A 20,936-nucleotide genomic window follows, 5' to 3' on the forward strand; every position below is an offset into this window, starting at 1 on the left:
AAGAAGAAGACCGTGTCTTCGAAAGGTGGCAGCCCCGTGCCCTCCCTCCTGAGCCCACTCCCATCCTCCATAGGGGACCTGGGGGTGGCGGCCCTCGTCGTGCCAAATACCGTTTCGGCCACGGATATTGATGCCATGTTCCGGAACGACCGCAGCCTCAGGGCCGTCGTCATCGAACAGGGCGAATCATTCGGGCTGCTGACACGGGACCACCTGGAGTTCCAGCTCGCCGGCAGGCTCGGCTACGGGCGGGCACTGAATACAAGACGGTCTGCTTCGGAACTCTTGCCACCCGCGGGCACGACCATGCCTGCCGACCTGGACCTGCAGTCCGCTGCGCAAGCCGTCCTGGAGAGGCCGGAATGCGAGCGGTATCAGGATGTGTTGGTATTGGGCCCCACCGGCCCTCGGGTTGTCACGGTATCGGATATCTTCGCCGCCGTTTCCGCGCATTTCCGCCATGCCTCGCTCCACGACCCGCTGACCGGATTGCCCAACCGGAGGATGCTCGAAGAGCATTGCCCTGACATCAGCGCCGGCGCGGGGCTGCCCGACGTGGGAATCCTTTTCATCGACCTTGACGACTTCAAATCCGTCAACGACACCTACGGCCACCGCGTCGGAGACGCAGTGCTCACAGAATTCGCCCGGCGGCTCGCGCGCAGCGTCGGACACCGAGGCTCCCTGGTGCGCCTGGGCGGCGACGAGTTCGCTGTCCTCCTCACCGACGTCGACGAGGACGCCGCTTGTGCGGTCGCGACCGGCATCCTGGACAGCCTGGAAGCCCCTTTCGCGCCCGACGGGTGCGAACTGCGCATCAGCGCGACTATCGGACTGGCTTTGGGCGTCGATATCATCGCGGAGGACATGCTCGCGGGCCCCGAAGTCCTGCTCCGGCATGCGGACGGCGCGATGCTCCGGGCCAAGCAGGAAGGCAAAGGACGTATCGGCCGTATCGGACCGTGCCAAGAACCCGCAACGTTCGCGCGCCAGGCGCACATCCGGCGTCGACTCTCCTCTGCCGTTGACCACTCGGCACTGACTCTCCACTACCAGCCGGTCTTGGATCTTGCGACCGGGGAGGAAGCTGGAGTCGAAGCGCTCTTGCGCTGGAACGATCGGGAAATCGGCCCAGTGGCACCGGATGAATTCATCCCGCTCGCAGAACAGACCGGGGAGATCCGCAGGATCGGGGCATGGGTGCTGGAACAAGCATGCGCCCAGTCCCGCTCTTGGATTGACGCCGGCACGCCCCGGCACATCGCGGTGAACGTCTCCCCGGTCCAGTTCGCGAGCGGCACGCTCCCCTCCGACATCAGGACAGCCTCGAACCGCCACGGAATTCCTGCCGGAATGCTGGAAATTGAGATCACCGAAGGGATGGCAATAGTCGACGTACCCGCCGTGGCATCACAGTTGCGCGAATTGATCGACATGGGCGTCGGTGTCGCACTGGACGATTACGGGAGCGCCTATTCGTCCGTGGCCATGCTTCGGGTCCTTCCGCTGACTACGCTGAAAATCGACAAGGCCTTCGTCAGGGACATCGATAGCGAGCCGTACACTGCGACTATTGTCCGAGGGCTGATTCAAACGGTCAACGCCATGGGCGCCCGGGTCACTGCCGAAGGAGTGGAACGGCAGGAGCAATTGAATATCTTGCGCGAGCTGGGCTGCGACACCGCCCAAGGATATTTGATCGCCCCGCCGATGGCGCCCTCGGAATTTAGGATGGTCACGAACAAGACGAAGGGCAACTCATGAATGAACAACTTACAACCATCGAGGTGGAAGAATTCCTGCCGTATGAGCCGGCCAAGGTTTGGCGGGCGCTGACGGAACCCGGGCTGATTGCCCGTTGGTTGATGGAAAACGACTTCCAAGCAACCGTCGGACACCAGTTCCAGATGCGCGGCATTCCGGTTCCCGCCGTCGGCTTCAGCGGCTTGGTGGCCAGCGAAGTCCTCGACCTGGAAACGGAGAAACTACTGCGTATTTCGTGGCGGGACGCACAGTCCGGAAATAGCCTCAACAGCACGGTGACCTGGTCAATCACGCCGGAGGACGCGGGCACCCGGCTGCTTCTCGTTCACGACGGGTTCGAGCCCGGCGAACCGACGCACGTGGCATCGCACCGCATCATGAGCGGTGGATGGCGGAACCACGTGCTCCCGCGGCTCGGTCAGGCCCTCGCCGAAATGGACAGCTGACGGGCTAAGGGAGGCACCTGCTAGGGCTCCCGGAAGGCCGGCACCTTAGGTTCCATTGCCCACGCGGCCCGGTGCAAAACGGTCGCGATCCAGAAACCCGAATACTCAAAGGCGGAACCGCCGTCCTTCAAGGTTCTGTTGTCGACGCTAGGCGCTCCGGAAGACGATGTCAGCAGCTGTGCCGCCCCCTGCTTTTCCTAGGACTGGCGGTCCTACCCTCGCCGAGTCCATGAGCATGGGCCGTAGTAGCCGTGAACTTTGTCACATAAGCTACTGGGAGAGAAGGAAGAGGTTGGCGGTGCATCCAGAGTTGCGTGGCTTGCGATTTTTCGGCGCGCGCTGGGAGGCGCGGCCCCTTGCCTCCCAGATCCTGGTGTGGCTGCTCTGCATCCTCTTTGTGACTGTGACATTGGGCGCGCTGCTTTACACCCAGATCAGCAACCAGACCCTGGAAGACCAGTACAGGCTCCGGGCGCTGGGCATCGCCACGACTGTGGCGCAAATGCCGGAAATCGTGACATCGCTGGGGAACGGGGATCCCACGCACTCGATTCAGGCGATTGCGAGCAAGGTCCAGTCCCAAGCGCAGCCGGACTACGTCGTCGTCACCGACCGGAAGGGTGTCCGGTTCTCCCACCCGAATCCAAGCCTCATCGGACAGACCCTGGAAGAACCGGTGGCGGTCCTTGACGGGCAGACTCACGTCGGCATCGACAAAGGCAGCCTCGGCGACTCAGTCAACGCCAAGGCGCCGGTGCGCGCGGCGGACGGAACCGTCGTCGGGCAGGTCTCGGTGGGAATCCTGGAGACCACGGAAAGCAGCGAGCTCACCAAGCAGGTGTTGCTCATCGCCGGCTATTCAGCCGTGGTCCTCGTGATCAGCGCCATGGGTTCCGCCTTGCTGGCGCGCAGGATCAAGCGGGTCACCTTCGATCTGGAACCGGTGGAGATTGCGTCCTTGCTGCAGGAGCGCGAAGCCCTGCTGCACGGCATCCGCGAAGCGATGATCGGGTTCGACGACGACGGCCGGGTCACCGTCATCAACTCCGAGGCACGCTCCCTGCTGCACTTGGAAGAAAACGTGCTGGGGGAGAAGATCGAGGATCTTCTGCCACCCGGGCGGCTGCGTTCCCTCCTGACCGGCCAGATCAGCGGCACCGACCAGATCGTCATTACCGAAGATGCCTTGCTCGTGGTGAACCGGATGTCCGTCGCCCTGGCTGGAAGGAGCATAGGTTCGGTGGTCACCCTGCGCGACCGCACCGAGGTTGAGGAATTGGTGCGCGACCTCCGCTCCGTCGAAGGCCTGATGGAGGCCTTGCGCGCCCAGGAACATGAGTATGCAAACCGTCTCCACGTGGTGGACGGACTCCTGGAACTTGGAGACGTGGACCAGGCACGGAATTTCGTATCGCGGATTTCGGACACCTCCCGCTCGCTCGGCGAAGGCCTGCGCTCGCGGATCGAGCCCCCGGAGCTCGCCGCCCTGCTGCTCGCGAAAATCACCGTGGCCGCGGAGCAGGATGTCCAGATCTCGGTGACGGACGATTCGCAGCTGCGGCAACCGTTCCTCGAAACGCAAGCGTTGCTGACGATCGTCGGAAACCTCCTGGACAACGCCGTCGAAATCCTCGCCGAGCAGCCAGCGCCACGCGAGGTGACCATCCAACTGGACGATTCCTCGGGCATATTCATCTGCGTGACCGACAACGGGCCCGGTGTTCCGGCAGAATTGGTGGGCACGATCACCGCGGATGGGTTCACCACCAAGGAAGCGCGGCCGGGAATGCGTCGTGGGATAGGCCTTGCGCTGGTGAGCCGGATCGTTCACCGCGCAGGAGGCACCATGGATGTTTTCCCGGGCCCCGGGGGACGCTTTGAAATCTGGTTGCCGGAACCGCACGCGGAATCCGCAGCCACGGCCATGACAGGAAAATCAATAGAATGATCCGCACCTTGGTGGTCGACGACGACTTCCGCGTAGCGCGCATCCACGCCAGCCGCGTGGCAAAAATCGAGGGATACGAATGCGTCGGTGAGGCCCATACCGCCGCGGAAGCCAGGGAAGCCGTGCAGCGGCTTAAACCAGACCTGCTTCTCCTCGATGTCTATCTTCCCGATGAAGACGGAATCAGCCTGCTGCGGTCCCTTCAGGGAGCCGGCGAAAAGCTCGACGCCGTCATGATCACCGCCGCGAGGGACCTTGAGACCGTGCGGGCTGCCATGCGTGGGGGAGCGGTGTATTACCTCGTCAAACCTTTTGGCTTCGAGCAACTGCAAACCCAGCTCGAGGCCTATAGGCGCTGGCGGCTGGAGGCGGAGTCCCGGACCGTGGCCGACCAAGCGACCGTGGACCAGCTCTTCAGCCTGCGCCGGACGGCTCTCCCCGCCAAAGCACCACGGCGCTTGCCGCCGACCATGCAAAAAGTCCTCGACATGGTGGTTCATTCCACAGAACCTTTGGGTGCCTCGGAGATTGCGGGCAGCGTCGGCATCAGCCGCCCCACGGCACAGCGTTATCTAAGTGAACTCGAACGCAAGGGCCTCGTTGACTTGCATCTGGCCTACGGTTCGACCGGACGCCCGGTGAATACGTACTTGCCCCGCAGGGCTTGAGGCGCCGGCGCAGGTGGCCGGCGCAGGTGGCCTAGACCGAGCGCCGATTGCGCGCTTGGTGCGCCAACTGGACGAAGCCATAAATGAAGGCGGCCTCGATGAGAACCATCAACGCAAGCCACAGACATTCGCCCGTCCCGATGAAGTCGATGATCCCGACAAGGACCAGAACGGTTCCGAGCACCAGCGTGTAGACAGCGAAACCGAAGGCCACTCTTGCGCTCCGCACCCCCGTCTGGAAGCCAAAACCCAAGGGTTCTCCGCCGGGATAGCCCTGGACGCGATCGTGCCCCGCGGGCTTGAGCCTGTCGAACTCGTCCCAAGGATCCTGATCCTGATCGGCCATAGTTCCATTATCCCGCGAATTGGGCCGGGTGCTGGGGGTGCCGTGTCAGGGCGGACGCCACGCGTCGTATTCGGGAAACGCTCGGGAAAGCCATGGACAATAGGGGCCATGATGCCCGAAGAACTCACCGCTACACCCCGGACCAAGGACACCGTACCCGTCGTCGAGCACCGGCAAAACGCCGTCGTGCGAGCCTCCGCCTCGAAAGTACCCGAGGTAACCGTCCTGTTTTGGGTAGTGAAGATCCTCACCACCGGGATGGGCGAGACGACGTCGGACTTTCTCGTCCACCGATTCGAACCCGAGGTCGCTCTGGGCCTCGGGTTCGCGGCATTGGTGGTTTCGTTGGTCCTGCAGTTCCGGGTCCGCCGCTACATCCCTTGGGTGTACTGGACCGCCGTAGCAATGGTCAGCGTGTTTGGGACCATGGCCGCGGACGCCGTGCACGTCGGACTTGGCGTCCCGTACCTGGCGTCGACCCTGTTCTTCACCGCGGCGCTCGCCGTCGTTTTCCTGCTCTGGCACCGGAGCGAGAAGACCCTCTCCATCCACAGCATCACCACCCGGCGTCGGGAGATCTTCTACTGGGCTGCGGTGCTGACAACTTTCGCGCTCGGCACGGCTACCGGAGACCTGACCGCCTACACGCTTGGCCTGGGCTACCTCGCTTCAGGCATCATGTTCGCGGCCATCATCGCTCTTCCGGCGCTAGCCCACTGGCGTCGGCTGCTGGCAGCGATCCCGGCCTTCTGGTTCGCGTATATCCTCACCCGGCCGTTGGGGGCGTCCCTTTCTGACTGGACCGCGGTTTCCCCCGAGCGAGGAGGGCTCGATTTGGGGACCGGCCCCGTCAGCCTGGCCCTGGCTGCGGCGATAGCAGTCCTTGTCACTTTCCTGACGATCAATGGGAAGCGAGCCCGCAAGTAGCGCAATTCATCGGCGCGAGATTTCATGCTGAGTTGTTCGTATGTCCTGACATATTTGCATGAATTCTGTTTCCGGTTAACCGCGGATTCACAGCCCATGACCCGTACCTTCACCTTGCCCTTGGAAGGTGGTTCCCGCACTGGGGGAACTTTTCGAGACAAGATGAAGGAACACCATGACCAACCGCTTTCTAGCAGCGGCCGCCGTCGCCGTTGTTGCAGCCACCGCTGTGACCGGCTGCGCTCAAAGCAGCACCGCTTCTGCCCAGAACATTGGCTCAAGCGCATCCCCCGACAAGACCGTCACCGTGTTCATCAGTGGCGACACGAACGTCCAGAACCTGTGGGAAAAGAGCCTTGTTCCCGCTTTCGAGAAGGCCAACCCCGGCTACAACGTGAAGGTCACCCTCGATCTGCACGGCGAGCACGACGCCCAGACACTGTGAAACTGACCAGCGCCACGGAGCAGAACAAGGAAGCTGATTTCGACCTGGTGGATGGCGGCTTCGTTCCGAAGGCCTCCGCGGCAAATCTGCTGACCCCCGTGAGCTCGCAGACGATTTCCGCCCTGAACGATGTCCCGCAGGACGTCCTCAAGGCCGGTGGCACGGGTGGCATCCCATACCGCGGCTCCGCCGTACTCCTGGCTTACGACACCAAAACAGTCGCCACTCCGCCGAAGACCCTTGACGATCTGCTCGCCTGGATCAAGGCAAACCCGGGCAAGTTCACCTACAACTCGCCCAAGTCGGGAGGGTCCGGTGGCGCCTTCGTTGCCACCGTTTTGGACAAGTTCGTTCCTGCCGACGCCCGCGCCAAGATGACGGTGGGCTATGAGAAGGACCTTGAGAAGTACTGGGACCAAGGCTTTGCGACCTTGAAGGACCTCAACTCGTCCGTCTTCCAGAACGGCGTCTACCCCAACGGCAACCAGCAGACGCTTGACTTGCTCGCCAAGGGACAAATCTCCATGGCCCCGGTGTGGTCTGACCAGTTCATCACCGGCTTGACCAACGGCCAGATCCCGTCCACCGTGAGGGCCACCCAGATCAGCAACCCGTCCTTCACGGGCGGCGCCGCCTACCTCGGTATTCCCAAGTCCTCGCCCCACCAGGAAGCCGCGCTGAAGCTCGCCAACTTCGTCCTCTCACCGGACGCCCAGACCATGATCATCAAGGACATGTCCGGTTTTCCGGCCATCAGCCTGGACAAACTGCCGGCGGATGTGAAGGACAAGTTCAAGGACGCAGACACCAACAACCTGCGCAAAGGGTACTTCGACCAGATGGGCAAGGACCTGAACAACCTCTGGGACCAGAAGGTTCCGGGCCAGTGACAACCATGCTGCAGAAGCCGGCGGATGTGCAGCAAGCAGTTCCGCCGGCGGGTGCCACGCGCCCTAAGCGGCTGGGCGAGGGCGCCGTCGGGTTCTTCATGGCACTCCCGCCGATTCTGTTGATCGCACTCTTCGTCGGCTTCCCGATCGTTCTTGCCTTCGGCTTCAGCATCGGCCTGACCGGCGGGTTGAACCACACCATCGCCATCATCGGCCAGAACGTGCACGAGGCAGACTCCTGGTGGGGAACCCTGGCCGCGTACCAGGAAATGTTCACCAACAAGCGTTTCCTTGGGGACCTCCTGGTCACGATCATCGTGACGCTGGTGGGCACGGCAACGGTCATCTTCCTGGCCTTGGGCATTGGGCTCTACCTCAAGCTCAAGGGCGGACGGATGGCCCGCCTCCTCTCCGGACTGGCGATCGTGCCGCTCTTCATCCCGGTGGTCATCGCCTCGTGGGCGATCCTGACTTTCTACTCCGGCACGGGTTTTCTGCGCAGCGTCTTTGCCCTCGCCGGGCTTGACTTCCCCGTATGGGCCTTCACCATGGTCACGGTCATCATCGGCTCGGTCTGGACGTCGCTGCCCTTCGCCGTGCTGATGGTCTCCTCGGGACTGCAGTCCGTGCCGAATGCCATGATCGAAGCAGCCCGCGACGCCGGTGCAGGCTCCTTGCGCACGATTGTCTCGGTGATCGTTCCCATGGCGGCCGTCCCCATCATCATCGCCACGACGTTTACGGCCATCGGGATTGTTGGATCCTTCACGGTCCCGTACTTCACCGGGCCCAATTCCCCCAACATGCTCGGAGTGGACATGTCCAACTACTTCTCCGCCTTCAACCAACCCCAGCAGTCCGCCGTCATGGCCTTCACGGTGTTCCTGATCGCCTCCGGAATCGCCGCGCTCTATGTGTGGGCAAACTTCCGTTCCGCCAAGGAACAGGGGAAAGCCTGATGGCCATCAACGCTGGTTCCCGCGCCGCTTCCCGTATCCGCAGGCCGCTCACGCTCGACTCGATTGTCCGCAGTGCCCTGGTGGGCCTCTTCGTGGTCCTCATGGTCGTTTTCATCCTTGGCCCGCTGCTTTGGCTCGGCGTCCGTGCATTCGCCGGCAACTGGACCTTCCCCCACCTCCTTCCCGACGACTGGACCCTTCGCTGGTGGCAGGTTGTCATCAACGACGGAGCCCTCGGCATCGCAGTACAGAACTCCTTGTTCTTCGCTCCACTGACGGTGCTGGTGTCCGCGATCATTTGTTTGCCCGCGGCCTACGCCTTCGCCCGTTTCGAGTTCCCCGGACGCCGCTTCTTCCTGATCAGCCTTTTCGCGACGAACGCCTTCCCCAAAATGGGCTTGTTCGTCACCCTCGCGGCGCTCTTCTACGCGTTGAACCTCATGAACAGCGTGTTGGGAATCCTGGTGGTGCATGTGCTGGGCACAGTGGTGTTCATGACGTGGATTCCCGCGGCAGCCTTCGCTGCCGTGCCGCGGAACCTCGAGGAAGCAGCCCGCGACGCCGGAGCCTCCAAATTGCGCGTGTTCGCTTCCGTGACCCTCCCCATGGCACTGCCTGGCATTATCGTGGCGGCCGTGATGTCTTTCCTGGCGTCCTTCGACGAAGCTCAAGGTACATATTTGGTGGGTGCGCCGGCCTTCATGACGATGCCCACCCAGATGTACAGCCTGGTGCTGAACTATCCCACGCAGGTGGCTGCCGTTTTCTCGATCCTGCTGGCCATCCCCTCCGTTGCCCTCATGCTCGCGGCGCACAAGCACATCCTCGGCGGCCAGCTCGCCGAAGGCTTCCAGATCAAATAGCGCCACGCGCTCAACGTCAGACAGAGAACCCATGACAATCCATGAGCCATTGACTGAATCGCCGGCCAGCCCCACGAACCCGGGCACACCGGCGTCGAGGGGTGGCCTGAGCATCCGCGGCCTCCACAAGAGCCTCGGCGGACGCACCATCATCGACAACCTCGATCTCTCGGTAAAAGAGGGGGAACTGGTGTCCTTGCTTGGCCCCAGCGGCTGCGGCAAGACAACGACGCTGCGCATGATTGCCGGCTTCCTGGAACCGGACTCCGGCTCAATTGAGGTGGAAGGCCAGGAAGTGTCACACCTTGGCGCGGAGAACCGCCCCAGCGCCATGGTGTTCCAGAACTACGCCCTATGGCCCCACATGACGGTGGCCAAGAACGTCGGTTTCCCCCTGAAGCTCCGCAAAATGTCCAAGGCTCAGACCAAGGAGAGGGTGGAAGCCGTCCTGGAGTTGGTCAGCCTCTTGCATCACAAGGATTCCAAGCCCGCCCGCATCTCCGGCGGCGAGCAGCAGCGCGTGGCGTTGGCCAGGGCACTTGTCCAAGAGCCGAAGCTTTTGCTCCTTGACGAGCCGCTGAGCAACCTCGATGCGAAACTGCGTGTCAAAGTGCGTGAAGACATCCGCAAGATCCAGCAGGAACTAGGCATCACCACGGTCATCGTCACCCATGACCAGGAGGAAGCCATGTCCATGTCGGACCGCATCGCCGTCATGAATGCAGGCCGGATCGAGCAATACAGTACTCCCGAGGCGCTCTATGCCCGCCCGGAAACCGAGTTCGTGGCCACCTTCATTGGCAGCATGAACCGCTTGGCGGGCTCGCTCGTCGACGGGCTCATTACCGAGGGTCCGGACATTCTCGGGATCAGGCCCGAGGACGTGGTCCTTGCAGACGCGCCCTTCGCAGGTGCGGTCCCGGCGACCGTGGAACGGGTTGTCCCCCGCGGGCATTTCCAGGAGGTGTACGTCCGCCGGGCCGACGCCCAGCTCCGCAGCTTTGTGAGCAGCGAGCTCATGCATCCCGGCCAGCGCACGTATGCGGGGATCCGCAAGGCCATGACCTTCCGGGACGGACGGTTGCTAGGAGAGGCAGGTGCCGCACGTTGAGCAACACGATTGATACCAAAACGAAAACGACCCGGGCCACGGCCCATCGGGGCGATTCGAGCAAACACCTGGAGAACACGCTCCCCGCCATCGCCTCGGCCATCGACGCGGGCGCGGACCTCGTGGAAGTGGACGTCCGCGTAACGAAGGACGGGCAGGTGATCCTGCTCCACGATGCCTCGCTGCTCAGGATCTGGAGCCTCGACGCCGCAGCGGCGGACCTCGACTATGACCGCATCAGGCAACTGGGCGCCGGGGAGGAACGAATTCCGCTGCTTTCCGAAGCCCTCGAACTTTTCCGCCGCGCCGAGTCAACCTTGCTGATCGACATGGACGAGCCGGGCCCCGCGGAGGCGGCTGCCGCCGTCGTACGCGAAAGCGGTATCGATGTGGCCTGGTGTGGCGACCTCGACGGAATGCGCACCATCCGGGCCCTCGACCCCGCGGCCCGTATCTGGCTGCCATGGAGCCAGAGAATCGCCCCGCCGGAAGAGCTACTTGCCGAACTGAATCCCGAGTTCGTCAATTCCGAGCACGTGGTTCTCAGCAAGCACATGGTGGAACAGATCCACGCCGCGGGAGCCAAAGTTTCGTGCTGGACGGTGGACGACCTGGAATCCATGCGCTGGGCATTGGGACTTGGCGTTGATTCGATCACGAGCAACCAACTGGACCTGTTGCAAAGCGCCATCGCCGAAGACCCGCAGGTATGGGCTTCGGCCCAGGCTCCAGGGGGACTGGCCGGAGATGAGGTTCTGGAATCCCGGAGAGTCGCCGTTGAACTGGCCGAATGGGCAGTCAACTACATGCGCGACGCCGATCGAGGCCAAATATCCACTAAGGCGCACCCTGGTGACCTGGTCACGGAAGTCGATGTCGCCGTCGAGCGCCACGTTCGCGAAGTGATCGCTGCCCGCCTTCCCGGGCACACGGTGGTGGGCGAGGAAATGGGCGGAGTTGCCGTTCCTGGCGCACCCTGTTGGTACCTTGATCCAGTCGACGGGACCACCAACTACGTGAACCAGATTCCCTGGACGGCGTTCTCGCTTGCCTTGGCCGTCGACCGCAAGCCGGCCGTGGCCGTCGTCGCCGATCCTTGGCGCGGCGAGATTTTCGAGGGGTGGGCCGGTCATGGTGCCTGGCTGAACGGCACGCCACTATCGCTGGCTCCTGCGGGAGTTCCGACGGCGGCTCTGGCCGGAACGGTCGTGGCGACCGAGCTCGCGGGTCACTTGCCGTGGCCCGGCATGCTGGAGCTCCTCGCCGAGCTCGGCGGACGGCACAGCATCATGCGGATCATGGGTTCGGCCACCATGACGGTGGTAGGGGTAGCTGCCGGCCGCGGTGCGGGGGCAATCATCGGGAGTTTCAGCCCGATCGACCACCTTGCGGCCACCCTCATTGTCCAAGAGGCCGGGGGTGTCGTCCTCAACTCCGAAGGTGAGACAGACACGTTCCCGGAAGAAGGCGGCGTGCTGGCGGCTCGTCCGGAATACTCCACGGAACTTTACGAGCTGTGGAGGCAGGCGCATGCGGACGCCGGCAACTGAGCTCCGATTCGACGCTGTCTCCGCCCTTGACCGGCGGAGCCGCTTCGAACTGCTTGGGGAGATCCGCCTCGACTTTCCGACGCACCACCCACAGGGCATGGCCTTCGCCAAAGGGTTGACGTTCTTGTCGTCCGTCGAAATCCTCGAAGCGCCGCGCCCCGCGGCGGATCCGGCGCTGCGCACTCCCGGACGGGGAAACGGACACGTCTTCGTCCTTGGCGCCGGCGGCGAATTGATGCGCGACATCCCGATCGGCGAGGGGGCTGTCTACCACCCGGGCGGTATCGATTTCGACGGCGACCACGTGTGGGTATCCGTCGCTGAGTACCGGGCCGCGGGTAGAAGCATCATCTATACGATCGATCCGGACACTTTCGAGGTGGCTGAGCGGTTCCGCGTGGACGACCACATCGGCTGGATTCTCCGCGATCCCGGTCTGGACCTGGTGTTCGGCGGAAGCTGGGGTTCCCGGCGGCTCTACACCTGGGATTCGGAAGGCCGCTTGGTGGATCAGTGGGAGAACCCCAGCCACTTCGTCGACTACCAGGATGCCCAGCTCCTAGGTCCGGGGCTCTTGCTATGCAGCGGAATATCCCTCTTGCCGCAGGCCGACGGGACGGCCCTTGAACTCGGGGGACTGGCCCTGGTGGAACCGCTACGGCAAAGAATCACGTGGGAGCTGCCGATCAGCGTGTTCAGCGGTGCCGGCCACGTCATCACACGCAATCCCGTCGCGGTCACCGCAGATGAATCCGGGCTGCTGATTCACGCGGCCCCGGATGATGGTGACGACGAGGGCGGCACGCGGATCCTTAGCTACAAGAGCATTTAACACAGCCGTGACAGACCGGAAACGGGTCTTGAACCGCGCCTCGATAGCGTGGCCCGATGATCGTATCCATCATGTCCAAGGTGAGCGCCTGGATCGAAGCTGCATACTTCTACGACGCCGCCGAGCTGGGCGCCTCCGGAGCCACTGAAACCACCCGTTATGGATGGCTCCCGGCGCTCAGCGGCGTCGCCGTCGGCGACTTCCAGGCGCGGAAAATCCGCGCTGGGGAGTAGCCAAACCCCGTGATTCCGGGGTTTTGGCGCGGCCAAATGTATTGTTGAACACACTATTCGTTGATTGCGTGTACTATGCCCTAAACTCCTTCACTGAGATGCCTGAGAGGGCAGTGTGCAGCAACGAAAGTGAACCCCGCCAATGGCTACTGATTACGACGCCCCACGCAAGACCGAAGAAGAGTCTCCCGCCGAGTCGCTCGAGGCCCTTCAGGCGTCTCGCGGCTCCGGTGCCCAGACTGCTGTCATCGACATCGACGAGAACGACACGGCCGAGGGTATTGACCTTCCCGGCGCAGACCTGTCAAACGAAGAGCTCACCGTCATTGTTGTCCCCGAGCAGTCCGATGAATTTACGTGTTCATCGTGCTTCCTGGTCCGTCACCGCTCGCAGATCGCCCTGGAAAAGAACGGCCTCAAGTACTGCCGCGATTGCGAAGGCTAATTTCCCGCACGCACACATTGCCCCGCCAGGCTTGAAGAGAGCCGGGCGGGGTTTTGCGTGCCCGGGGGTGCGTGGAAGCCCTCCGGGTGGAGGCGGCACCCGCCGTCGTTATCTGAAATAACGAACCGAGGCGCGAAACGGTCCACAAACCCCGAAAAGCCGCGGAAACGAGGGGGTGGAATGACATTTCCGTGACCCTGGGTGGGCTCGATTAACGGTTGTGCGCCGAAGCGGAGACGGGACCACTGAAAGCCTTCAAACGCTCCTACGCTTGAGCTATTGATTCCCTCGAGCGCTCAAAGGGAGTGGGCACAAGTGAGGAAATTCCAAGTGTGGTTGTTTGCCCTTCTAGCCGCCGCCGGGCTCGGTCTTGTGACTCCCGGGGTGGCGTCGGCGGCGCCCTATTGCGGCACTGTCTGGGGTTCGCTGGCGAGGTCGAGCCCGGGATTGACCCAAGCGCAGGTTGTCAACATCAGGACAGGAGAGCAGGCCTGTTTCGACCGGCTGGTGGTCGATGTGAACGGGACGATGGCGGGTTACTCTGTCCGGTACGTTCCGCAGGTGCTCCAGGATGGCTCAGGAATGCCCGTTGATTTGAGGGGAAACGCCTACTTGCAGATCACCATCAACGCCCCGGCGTACGACTCATCGGGCAATTCCACCTATAAGCCGGCCGACAAGAACGAACTCACGAACGTCTCGGGCTACAAAACCTTCCGGCAAGTGGCCTTCGCGGGCAGCTTCGAGGGCTACACGAGCCTTGGCCTTGGAGTTCGCGCCCGGCTGCCGTTCAGGATTTTCACGCTGGCGGGGCCGGGATCGGGATCGCGCCTGGTGGTCGACGTCGCGCACATGTGGTGATGCGCCGACAGCAGAAGCCCTGCCCCGGGTAAATCCGGAACAGGGCTCCTGCAGTACTTGGGGTTACTCGGGAACAACCAGGGCCGGGGTGTCCTTGCGGAGGGTTTCGCCGCGGAAGAACCCGGGCCGGGTGCGGGCCATGATCACCATGACCACGGCTCCGAGGACCAGGATTCCCACGCCGATGATGAAAACCAGCCCGACGCCGAAGATCTCGGAACCGCTGCCGAAGGACGGTGACCAGCTGTCCACTGCCGTCTGGATGAAGACGAGTGTCAGAACCACGCCGCCGATCACCGGGAAGAGCAGGCGCATGAAGAAGTTGCGGACGCTGCTGAACACGCTGTGCCGGAAGTACCAGGCGCAGGCAAAAGCGGTCATTCCGTAGTAGAAGCAGATCATCAAGCCCAGGGCCAGGATGGTGTCGTTGAGGACGTTCTCGCTGACCACCTTCATGATGGCGTAGAACCCGCCGGAGATGGCCCCGGCCATAATGGTTGCGAATCCGGGGGAACCGAAGCGCTTGCTCACGGTGGAGAACTTCTGCGGGAGGGCACCGTAGTGGCCCATGGCGAGCAGGCTTCGGGCGGGGGAGGCCATGGTGGACTGCAGGGACGACGCTGTGCCTGCGAGTACGGCCAACGACATGAGGATCGCCAACGGTCCCATGACCGGGGAAGCCAGCGCTGCGAAGATGTTGGACTGGTTGTCCGGGTTGTTGAGCCCGATGCCGTCTCCTCCAACGCCTGCCACCATCATCGTTGCGACAATCACTGCGACGTAGAGCCCCAGGACGGCAATCGCGGTGGTGGTTCCGGCCTTACCGGCAGTGCCTTTGCCGCCTTTGGTCTCCTCGTTGACCGTCAAGCAGACGTCCCAGCCCCAGTAGACGAAGACGGCGAGGGACATGCCGGCAGCAAATTGCTCGAAGCTGCTGATCTTGGTGGGGTCGAACCAGTCCCAGCTGAAGGCGATCGCCGTCGGGGTGTCACCGGAGGACGCATGGGTGAGGGCCATGACGATGAAGACGCCCAGGACCACCACCTGGAAACCGACCATGGCGTACTGCACCAGTTTGGTGGCGTGCAGGCCCCGGTAGCTGACCCAGACAGCAAGCGCGACGAAGGCAAGGCATGTGGCGATGTTCAAGGCCTTGTTGGAAGTGAGGTCGGCAAGATCGGGATTGCCGAAAACCTGGGCGAGGAAGAGGTAGAAGAAGTCCACGGCCACGCCTGCCAAGTTGGACAGGACGATGATGTTCGCGGCGAGCAGCCCCCATCCGCCCATCCAGCCGATGAACGGCCCGAAGGCCTTGGTGGCCCACGTGAAGGTGGTCCCGCTGTCGGGAGAGTCTGCGTTGAGCTCCCGGTAAGCGAAGGCCACGAGGATCATCGGGATGAAGGCGACGATGAAGATCGCCGGCAACTGCAGGCCCACCGCGTTGACCGCCGGGCCCAGCGAGCTGGTCAGGCTGTAGGCAGGTGCCACGGAGGAAATGCCCAGGACGACGACGGCGAGGAGCCCCAGCTGCCCCGTCTTGAGTCCTTTGCCGCTGATGCCGTGTTCGGTGCCGGCGGGATCATGGGCCTCTGCGGTTTTCCTGGCGCTTGGGCGGGTTAATTGAGTCATGTGCCTGGCTCTTTCTAGATGGGCCGAAGGTTGTTTCTACGTGATGCAGTGAAAGCCGTCTGTGGGGTCATGGAAGCTGATGGCGGGCGGGGGAGGGTGGGGCGCCCGGGCGGGTGGTGCAGATCATGATGGCTGTTCTCCGGTGAGACGGCAGTCACTAAATGAATGACGTTCATTTAGTATGGACGCGCAGACGGCCCGGCGCAAGTGGTTTGGCCAAACAATTTCGATTCGGAGTGGATCATCTGGGCAAGCGTCCGCCGAAAAAGACCCATAAGTGACCGGGCATCGGGGGAAACGGCCGATAAGTGGCCGGGCGTCGGGGGGAAACGGCCGATAAGTGACCGGGCATCGGGGGACCGGCGGGTCAAGAAGGACGCCCGGTCACATACGATGCCAAAAGCGGCGACGCCCGGTCAGATATGACGCCAAAAGCGGCGACGCCCGGTCAGATCATCTGACCGGGCGTCGCGCGGGAGGGGTCCAAAGGTGAGCGGGCGTCGGGCGGGAAGGGAGCGGGCGCTGCCTACGCGCTCAGCTCCGCCCGGAGGGGGTATTCCTTGCTGTCCAGGAGAAGCTGTGTGCAACGCCCGGTGTCCGGGTTCAAGACGATAGGGGCCGCGAGGTTGACCGTGGTCTTTTCAAGGGTCGGATTGACCACCACCAGCGTGGTTGCCGGTTGGGTGCCCTGCAGGCCCAGATCCTCGAGTGTCGAGTCGGGGATGGCCGGGGCGTAATCCGGAACATAGACGGAGGCGTCGGCCAGGAACATCCGGATGCGGGGGCTTGCCGACTCCATCGCGTAGAGTCCGGGGGCGCCGTCGATTCCCCGCAAGGCGAATCCCTCCGCGGCTTCCAGGCCGGGCATCGGCGCGGTGAAGCTCAGCTCACGGGATGCTTGCGCCGGGCTCATTTGAGGAAGTCCATCAGGGTTGGTTGGAGCGTTTTGGCGGTGACCGCCAGGGCAACCTGGTAATTGGTTTCCTGCAGTTTCAAGTCCATGACAACCTTTCCCATGTCAGCATCTTCAATATTCGAACGCTGTACCTCAAGCGAGGCCTTCAGTCCGTCCACCGAGTTCCGGGCGCTCATCAGCTTGCTCTGCCGTGCTCCCACATCAGCTCGGCCGTCAATGACCGACTTGATCTTGTCACCGATTGCCGTCAAACGGCTGCTGACATCCGCCCCGGAGCGGATATCCGCGACGACGTTGCTCACCAAAGCGAAGACCGAGTTGGCGCCGTCACCGAAGATCGCGCCGCCGTCGGCGTCTACCCGCACGGTCTGCGTCGCGTCAATCCGCCGTTGAACGCTCCCTCCCGGCGTTCCGTTGAATACGGGGGGAGTGGCGTTGCTGAATGCGCCGGCCGAATCGGAGCTTCCCGCGAAAACGTTGCGGCCGAGGTACTGCGTGTTCGCGCTGTTGAGGAGGTCTTTGTTGAGTCCTTCGATTTCGACGGCGATCGCCTCCTTGGCGGTGCTGTTGAGTGAGCCGTTGGAGGCTTGCACGGTGAGGTCGCGGATCTGGTTGAGGACGTTGGTCGCCTGCCCCAGGGCCGCGTCCGCCGTGGTCAGCCAGCCATTGCCGTCGTTGATGTTGTTCGAATACTGTCCGGCGGCGCTGATCTGTCCCCGCACGGCCAAGGCATTCGCCAACCCCGTTGGATCGTCTGAGGGCCGGTTGATGTTCGTGAGGTTGCTGGCCTTGTCCTGAAGGGCGGCGAGCTTGGCCTGGCTCGCCTGAAGATTCAGCTGCGCGGCGGCGGCCATCGTCTGGGTGGTGACTCTGTTCAGCATGGCTTACCTTCCCACCAATCCGGTGTGGTTGATCAGGACATCGAGGGTCTCGTCCACCGCGGTCATTGCGCGGGCGGCCGCCTGGTAGGCGTGTTGGCTGGTGAGGAGGTTGATGTTCTCTTCGTCGAGGCTCACGGACGCTCCTGAGGAACGCTGCCCGACGGCGGCAGTGCTCGCCGCGTTGGCGAGCTGCTCGTGTTGCTGCGCCGCGCGCGACGCCGTCCCGATCCCGGTGACGATCCCGGACCATGCTGAGTCCGGGGAACCGGGACCGACGCCGATTTGGGCGAGGGAGTCGGCAATGCTGCCGTCGAGGGCACCGGAACCTGGAGTTCCGGTGCCGATTCCTGCGGCATTCGTCGGGACGACGCTGAGCGACAATGCAGCCGGAGTGCCAGGGGTGGTCGCAAAGAAATCGAGGTTCGTGGCACCCGTGGTGGACTGCCCGGTCCTGTGCACTGCGTTCACGTCGTTCATGAGTTTGGTGGCGAATGCGTTGTAGGACGCGGCGGCCTCGGCAATTGCCCCGCCGGTCCCTCCGGCTGCGGCCGGGGCGAGAAGCGAGACCGCGCCGGCGAGCTTACCGCCGTCGAGGGGCACTGCCACGCCGGGGCGGTCCGCCCACTCCACCTGGGCTGGTCCGCCGGCCGGCACTGTGGAGCCCGGCGCGCTCATGGTTGTTTGGCCCGCCAGCGCGAGGTCGCGGTGCGAAGTGCCTGAGACGATTGCATTGCCGCCAACGAATACATCCACTGTGCCGTCGGCGTTGTCCCGGACGGTGCCTCCCGCCAAGGAAGAGATGGTTTCGGTCACTTTGTTGCGGGCGTCGATGAGCTCGTTGGCAGAGGCACCGGAGGCGGTCATGGAGCGGATGGTCGCATTGAAGTTGGCGACTTGGGCCGCGGCAGCGTTCAGGGTGGCGACGGTGCTTTGGGCTTCTCCGCGGACGCGTGTCCATTGCGAATCCAAGGCCTTGTAGCCTGCCGAAACGGTATTGGCGAGTGTTCTGCCTGCCTGGAGAAGCAGGCCGGCCGGCGCAGCTTCTCCAGGGCTGTTGGAAACACCCTGCCAAGCGGACCAAAAACTCTGCAGCGCCGTCGATATCCCTGCGGGGCCAGGTTCTTGGAGGGTCCCCTCGATGCTTTGGAGCTCGCTGGACCGGTATCCGGCGTAGCCGGCCTGGGCAGCACTGGCGCGGACCCCGGCATCGAGGAAGCTGTTGCCCAAGCGTGCGATTCCGTCGACGGACACGCCTTGGCCTGCCTGGACGCCCGCGGCGAGCAGCCCTGTGCGGGCCGGGGCGCTGAGCGCCGATTGTTCGATGCGTTGCCGTGTGTAGCCGTCGGTGCCGGCGTTGACGATGTTTTGCCCGGCCACGTTGATGGCCTGCTGCGCTGCGGTGAGGCCTAGGTAGGCCGTGTTGAGTCCGCCGAATGTGCTCACTGCTTTGTCCTTTGGTGGTCCGGCCTCTGCTTGCCCGGCGGTGTTCCGGTCAGATTTTCTGGTCGAAAAAGCGGGACCGGGCCGATTCCGCCGTGCTGCCTTGGGAGCTTGTCCGGCCGTGGGAGTCGTAGGTCCCGGCGGCGGGCTTCAGGTCCGCCATGGTTTCCTGCGTGGAGCGGACAGCCGCGCGCAAGAACTGATCGTTTGAATCACGCAGTTGCTTGATGGTGGCAGTTTGCTGCTGCATGGCATTCAGGTGCGAGGACAGAACGTCAGCCCAGGCCTCTTCCGGGGCGGATGAAGCCAGTTCGCCCAGTGAACACTCGGCAGGCAGGCCCCATTGCTCCGCCACCGCGGCCACTTCCACTGCCCTCGCAAGGCCTGCCTTGGACAGATGTTCCAGTACCTGCTCCACTTCGCGTGTGCCGTGCGGCAACCAGCGGGATTTGCCCGCCGTGAGGAGCAGTTGTTCTTCCTCCAGCTTGAACGTCAGCAAATCCAGCAGCTCACGTTCTCGCCACAGCAGGGCCGACAGTTCATGGATGGCCATGTCGGGTCAACTCCAGTTCCGGGGGTTTCGAAGGTGCGATGACGCGGATCGGCACTCCCCCTGTCCGTCACCGCGTCGAGGACAACTATCGGCCACCTTCGCCTATGCGTTAGTAAGTCCCGATGCACGTCCAGCGAACTTTGTCTAGTCAAAGCGTCCCTGGCCGTGCTGTGACTACGTCCGGAATTATCCTGTCCGTTTTCCTAACCACCGGCTTCCCCGTTCCGATAATCAAAAGTGACAGGCCACGGATGGCCTGGAAGCAGTACCGGACCCAATCACGGAGGAATACACCATGGGCATGGCAATCAACACAAACCTGATGGCGAACAACGCCTACCGCAACCTCAGCAACACCCAGAACGACGTGGCCAGCTCGATGCAGAAGCTTTCCAGCGGTCTGCGCATCAACAGTGCAGCTGATGACGCTGCCGGCCTGACCATCTCCGAAGGCCTCAAGTCCCAGGTTTCCGGTTCTGCCGTTGCAGCCCGCAACGCCCAGGACGGCATCTCGGTCATCCAGACCACGGAAGGCGCACTCGGCGAAGTCACCTCGATCCTGCAGCGCATGCGCGACCTTGCCGTGCAGGGCTCGTCTGACACGAACAACGCCAATGCGCGTGCAGCCATCAAGACCGAAGGCGACTCCCTCGGCAAGGAGCTGGACCGCCTCACCCAGGGTACGAACTTCAACGGCATCGACCTGCTCAAGGGCAACACCGGCACCGGCGTTTCCGCCACCGGCACCCTGAGCATCCAGGTCGGCACCGGCAGCACCGCCAGCGACAAGATCGACATCAAGGTCGGCGACGTGGCCACGGCGGTCGGCAACCTGTCCGGCGCAGCCGGGGCCACCGACTTCAACGTCACCGACACGGTGGCCGGCGACGGTACGGCTAGCGCAAACGCTCAGGCGACGATCGCCAAGATCGACACGGCGATCAAGAACGTCACCACCCAGCAGGCAGGTCTGGGTGCCACCCAGAACCGCCTGCAGCACGCGATCAACACCCTGAACGTCTCCGGTGAGAACCTGCAGGCCGCACAGTCCCACATCACCGACGTCGACATGGCTCAGGAAATGGTCAAGTTCACCAAGGCCAACATCCTGCAGCAGGCCGGTACGGCCATGCTGGCCCAGGCCAACCAGTCCGGCCAGGGTGTCCTCAAGCTCCTCGGCTAAATCCGGAACCGCCTAGCGGATCCATCGCCGGTGGCGGTCAGCTCGG

At 63.2% G+C, this 20,936-nt stretch carries 22 protein-coding genes; 16 read left to right on the forward strand and 6 right to left on the reverse strand.

Translation table 11 applies throughout. The features are described from left to right. The first annotated feature begins 12 nt into the window (after positions 1-12). The 4 genes from J2S96_RS03680 to J2S96_RS03695 all read left to right on the forward strand — a co-directional run bounded on the left by J2S96_RS03680 (position 13) and on the right by J2S96_RS03695 (position 4,826). Positions 13-1,764 (forward strand): putative bifunctional diguanylate cyclase/phosphodiesterase, encoded by a 1,752-nt coding sequence (locus J2S96_RS03680; RefSeq protein ID WP_306860023.1) that lies wholly within the window; start codon positions 13-15, stop codon positions 1,762-1,764. Continuing rightward, a complete protein-coding gene (locus tag J2S96_RS03685; protein ID WP_306860025.1) occupies positions 1,761-2,210 on the forward strand; it encodes an SRPBCC family protein in 450 nt (149 codons plus the stop codon). Before J2S96_RS03680 ends, J2S96_RS03685 begins: the two co-directional genes overlap by 4 nt. A 298-nt stretch (positions 2,211-2,508) precedes the next feature. Further along, the gene (locus J2S96_RS03690; protein ID WP_306860624.1) at positions 2,509-4,158 is read left to right on the forward strand and encodes an ATP-binding protein; all 1,650 of its coding nucleotides are present in this window, start codon (positions 2,509-2,511) and stop codon (positions 4,156-4,158) included. After that, positions 4,155-4,826 (forward strand): response regulator, encoded by a 672-nt coding sequence (locus J2S96_RS03695; protein ID WP_306860027.1) that lies wholly within the window; start codon positions 4,155-4,157, stop codon positions 4,824-4,826. Before J2S96_RS03690 ends, J2S96_RS03695 begins: the two co-directional genes overlap by 4 nt. A 31-nt stretch (positions 4,827-4,857) precedes the next feature. Here the strand turns inward: J2S96_RS03695 and J2S96_RS03700 are convergent, their stop codons facing one another. Next, positions 4,858-5,172: a hypothetical protein gene (locus tag J2S96_RS03700; RefSeq protein ID WP_306860029.1), complete on the reverse strand. Its 315-nt coding sequence runs from the start codon at positions 5,170-5,172 to the stop codon at positions 4,858-4,860. 108 nt (positions 5,173-5,280) lie between these two features. Between J2S96_RS03700 and J2S96_RS03705 the strand changes: the two genes are divergently transcribed. The 11 genes from J2S96_RS03705 (at position 5,281) to J2S96_RS03755 (ending at position 14,288) form a co-directional block, all read left to right on the forward strand. After that, positions 5,281-6,099 (forward strand): COG4705 family protein, encoded by an 819-nt coding sequence (locus tag J2S96_RS03705; protein ID WP_306860031.1) that lies wholly within the window; start codon positions 5,281-5,283, stop codon positions 6,097-6,099. Positions 6,100-6,274: 175 nt separating this feature from the next. Next, positions 6,275-6,544 carry a hypothetical protein gene (locus J2S96_RS03710; RefSeq protein ID WP_306860033.1) on the forward strand — a complete coding sequence of 90 codons (270 nt, stop codon included), beginning with the start codon at positions 6,275-6,277 and terminating at the stop codon, positions 6,542-6,544. Next, positions 6,541-7,434 (forward strand): extracellular solute-binding protein, encoded by an 894-nt coding sequence (locus J2S96_RS03715; protein WP_306860035.1) that lies wholly within the window; start codon positions 6,541-6,543, stop codon positions 7,432-7,434. Before J2S96_RS03710 ends, J2S96_RS03715 begins: the two co-directional genes overlap by 4 nt. 5 nt (positions 7,435-7,439) lie before the next feature. Further along, positions 7,440-8,393, forward strand: coding sequence for an ABC transporter permease (locus J2S96_RS03720; protein WP_306860626.1), 954 nt, complete (start codon positions 7,440-7,442; stop codon positions 8,391-8,393). Beyond that, positions 8,393-9,256 carry an ABC transporter permease gene (locus J2S96_RS03725; RefSeq protein ID WP_306860037.1) on the forward strand — a complete coding sequence of 288 codons (864 nt, stop codon included), beginning with the start codon at positions 8,393-8,395 and terminating at the stop codon, positions 9,254-9,256. The genes J2S96_RS03720 and J2S96_RS03725 overlap by 1 nt, the downstream gene beginning before the upstream one ends. A gap of 31 nt (positions 9,257-9,287) precedes the next feature. Beyond that, entirely contained in the window at positions 9,288-10,367 is a 1,080-nt protein-coding gene (locus J2S96_RS03730; protein WP_306860039.1) for an ABC transporter ATP-binding protein, read from the forward strand. Then, positions 10,364-11,917 carry an inositol monophosphatase family protein gene (locus J2S96_RS03735; protein ID WP_306860041.1) on the forward strand — a complete coding sequence of 518 codons (1,554 nt, stop codon included), beginning with the start codon at positions 10,364-10,366 and terminating at the stop codon, positions 11,915-11,917. The genes J2S96_RS03730 and J2S96_RS03735 overlap by 4 nt, the downstream gene beginning before the upstream one ends. Continuing rightward, positions 11,898-12,749 (forward strand): DUF6454 family protein, encoded by an 852-nt coding sequence (locus J2S96_RS03740; RefSeq protein WP_306860042.1) that lies wholly within the window; start codon positions 11,898-11,900, stop codon positions 12,747-12,749. Before J2S96_RS03735 ends, J2S96_RS03740 begins: the two co-directional genes overlap by 20 nt. A 56-nt stretch (positions 12,750-12,805) precedes the next feature. Then, positions 12,806-12,982 carry a hypothetical protein gene (locus J2S96_RS03745; RefSeq protein ID WP_306860044.1) on the forward strand — a complete coding sequence of 59 codons (177 nt, stop codon included), beginning with the start codon at positions 12,806-12,808 and terminating at the stop codon, positions 12,980-12,982. Positions 12,983-13,124: 142 nt separating this feature from the next. Next, positions 13,125-13,427, forward strand: coding sequence for a DUF4193 domain-containing protein (locus J2S96_RS03750; RefSeq protein WP_234759488.1), 303 nt, complete (start codon positions 13,125-13,127; stop codon positions 13,425-13,427). 315 nt (positions 13,428-13,742) lie between these two features. After that, on the forward strand, positions 13,743-14,288 hold the full coding sequence (locus tag J2S96_RS03755) for an AMIN-like domain-containing (lipo)protein (protein WP_306860046.1): 546 nt from the start codon (positions 13,743-13,745) through the stop codon (positions 14,286-14,288). Between the two features lie 63 nt (positions 14,289-14,351). Here J2S96_RS03755 and J2S96_RS03760 read toward each other — a convergent pair whose 3' ends face one another. The 5 genes from J2S96_RS03760 to J2S96_RS03780 all read right to left on the reverse strand — a co-directional run bounded on the left by J2S96_RS03760 (position 14,352) and on the right by J2S96_RS03780 (position 19,707). Continuing rightward, positions 14,352-15,917: an APC family permease gene (locus J2S96_RS03760; protein WP_306860048.1), complete on the reverse strand. Its 1,566-nt coding sequence runs from the start codon at positions 15,915-15,917 to the stop codon at positions 14,352-14,354. 526 nt (positions 15,918-16,443) lie between these two features. Further along, the gene (locus J2S96_RS03765) at positions 16,444-16,830 is read right to left on the reverse strand and encodes a flagellar assembly protein FliW (protein WP_306860049.1); all 387 of its coding nucleotides are present in this window, start codon (positions 16,828-16,830) and stop codon (positions 16,444-16,446) included. Then, positions 16,827-17,714 (reverse strand): flagellar hook-associated protein FlgL, encoded by an 888-nt coding sequence (gene flgL / locus J2S96_RS03770; RefSeq protein ID WP_306860051.1) that lies wholly within the window; start codon positions 17,712-17,714, stop codon positions 16,827-16,829. The genes J2S96_RS03765 and flgL overlap by 4 nt, the downstream gene beginning before the upstream one ends. 3 nt (positions 17,715-17,717) lie before the next feature. Continuing rightward, positions 17,718-19,157, reverse strand: a complete 1,440-nt coding sequence (flgK, locus tag J2S96_RS03775) for a flagellar hook-associated protein FlgK (RefSeq protein ID WP_306860052.1) — start codon at positions 19,155-19,157, stop codon at positions 17,718-17,720. Between the two features lie 49 nt (positions 19,158-19,206). Further along, positions 19,207-19,707 (reverse strand): flagellar protein FlgN, encoded by a 501-nt coding sequence (locus J2S96_RS03780; RefSeq protein WP_306860054.1) that lies wholly within the window; start codon positions 19,705-19,707, stop codon positions 19,207-19,209. A gap of 295 nt (positions 19,708-20,002) precedes the next feature. Here J2S96_RS03780 and J2S96_RS03785 point away from each other — a divergent pair, with 295 nt between their 5' ends. Continuing rightward, a complete protein-coding gene (locus J2S96_RS03785; protein ID WP_306860056.1) occupies positions 20,003-20,890 on the forward strand; it encodes a flagellin N-terminal helical domain-containing protein in 888 nt (295 codons plus the stop codon). Positions 20,891-20,936 lie beyond the last annotated feature (46 nt).

Source organism: Arthrobacter bambusae (assembly GCF_030812595.1).
GTDB lineage: Bacteria > Actinomycetota > Actinomycetes > Actinomycetales > Micrococcaceae > Arthrobacter > Arthrobacter bambusae_B.

Coding starts and splice junctions, on each gene's coding strand:
- J2S96_RS03685 (WP_306860025.1), top strand. CDS start 1,761: ATGAATGAACAACTTACAACCATCGAGGTGGAAGAATTCCTGCCGTAT.
- J2S96_RS03695 (WP_306860027.1), top strand. CDS start 4,155: ATGATCCGCACCTTGGTGGTCGACGACGACTTCCGCGTAGCGCGCATC.
- J2S96_RS03700 (WP_306860029.1), bottom strand. CDS start 5,172: ATGGCCGATCAGGATCAGGATCCTTGGGACGAGTTCGACAGGCTCAAG.
- J2S96_RS03705 (WP_306860031.1), top strand. CDS start 5,281: ATGATGCCCGAAGAACTCACCGCTACACCCCGGACCAAGGACACCGTA.
- J2S96_RS03710 (WP_306860033.1), top strand. CDS start 6,275: ATGACCAACCGCTTTCTAGCAGCGGCCGCCGTCGCCGTTGTTGCAGCC.
- J2S96_RS03720 (WP_306860626.1), top strand. CDS start 7,440: ATGCTGCAGAAGCCGGCGGATGTGCAGCAAGCAGTTCCGCCGGCGGGT.
- J2S96_RS03725 (WP_306860037.1), top strand. CDS start 8,393: ATGGCCATCAACGCTGGTTCCCGCGCCGCTTCCCGTATCCGCAGGCCG.
- J2S96_RS03730 (WP_306860039.1), top strand. CDS start 9,288: ATGACAATCCATGAGCCATTGACTGAATCGCCGGCCAGCCCCACGAAC.
- J2S96_RS03740 (WP_306860042.1), top strand. CDS start 11,898: ATGCGGACGCCGGCAACTGAGCTCCGATTCGACGCTGTCTCCGCCCTT.
- J2S96_RS03745 (WP_306860044.1), top strand. CDS start 12,806: ATGATCGTATCCATCATGTCCAAGGTGAGCGCCTGGATCGAAGCTGCA.
- J2S96_RS03750 (WP_234759488.1), top strand. CDS start 13,125: ATGGCTACTGATTACGACGCCCCACGCAAGACCGAAGAAGAGTCTCCC.
- J2S96_RS03760 (WP_306860048.1), bottom strand. CDS start 15,917: ATGACTCAATTAACCCGCCCAAGCGCCAGGAAAACCGCAGAGGCCCAT.
- J2S96_RS03765 (WP_306860049.1), bottom strand. CDS start 16,830: ATGAGCCCGGCGCAAGCATCCCGTGAGCTGAGCTTCACCGCGCCGATG.
- flgL (WP_306860051.1), bottom strand. CDS start 17,714: ATGCTGAACAGAGTCACCACCCAGACGATGGCCGCCGCCGCGCAGCTG.
- J2S96_RS03780 (WP_306860054.1), bottom strand. CDS start 19,707: ATGGCCATCCATGAACTGTCGGCCCTGCTGTGGCGAGAACGTGAGCTG.
- J2S96_RS03785 (WP_306860056.1), top strand. CDS start 20,003: ATGGGCATGGCAATCAACACAAACCTGATGGCGAACAACGCCTACCGC.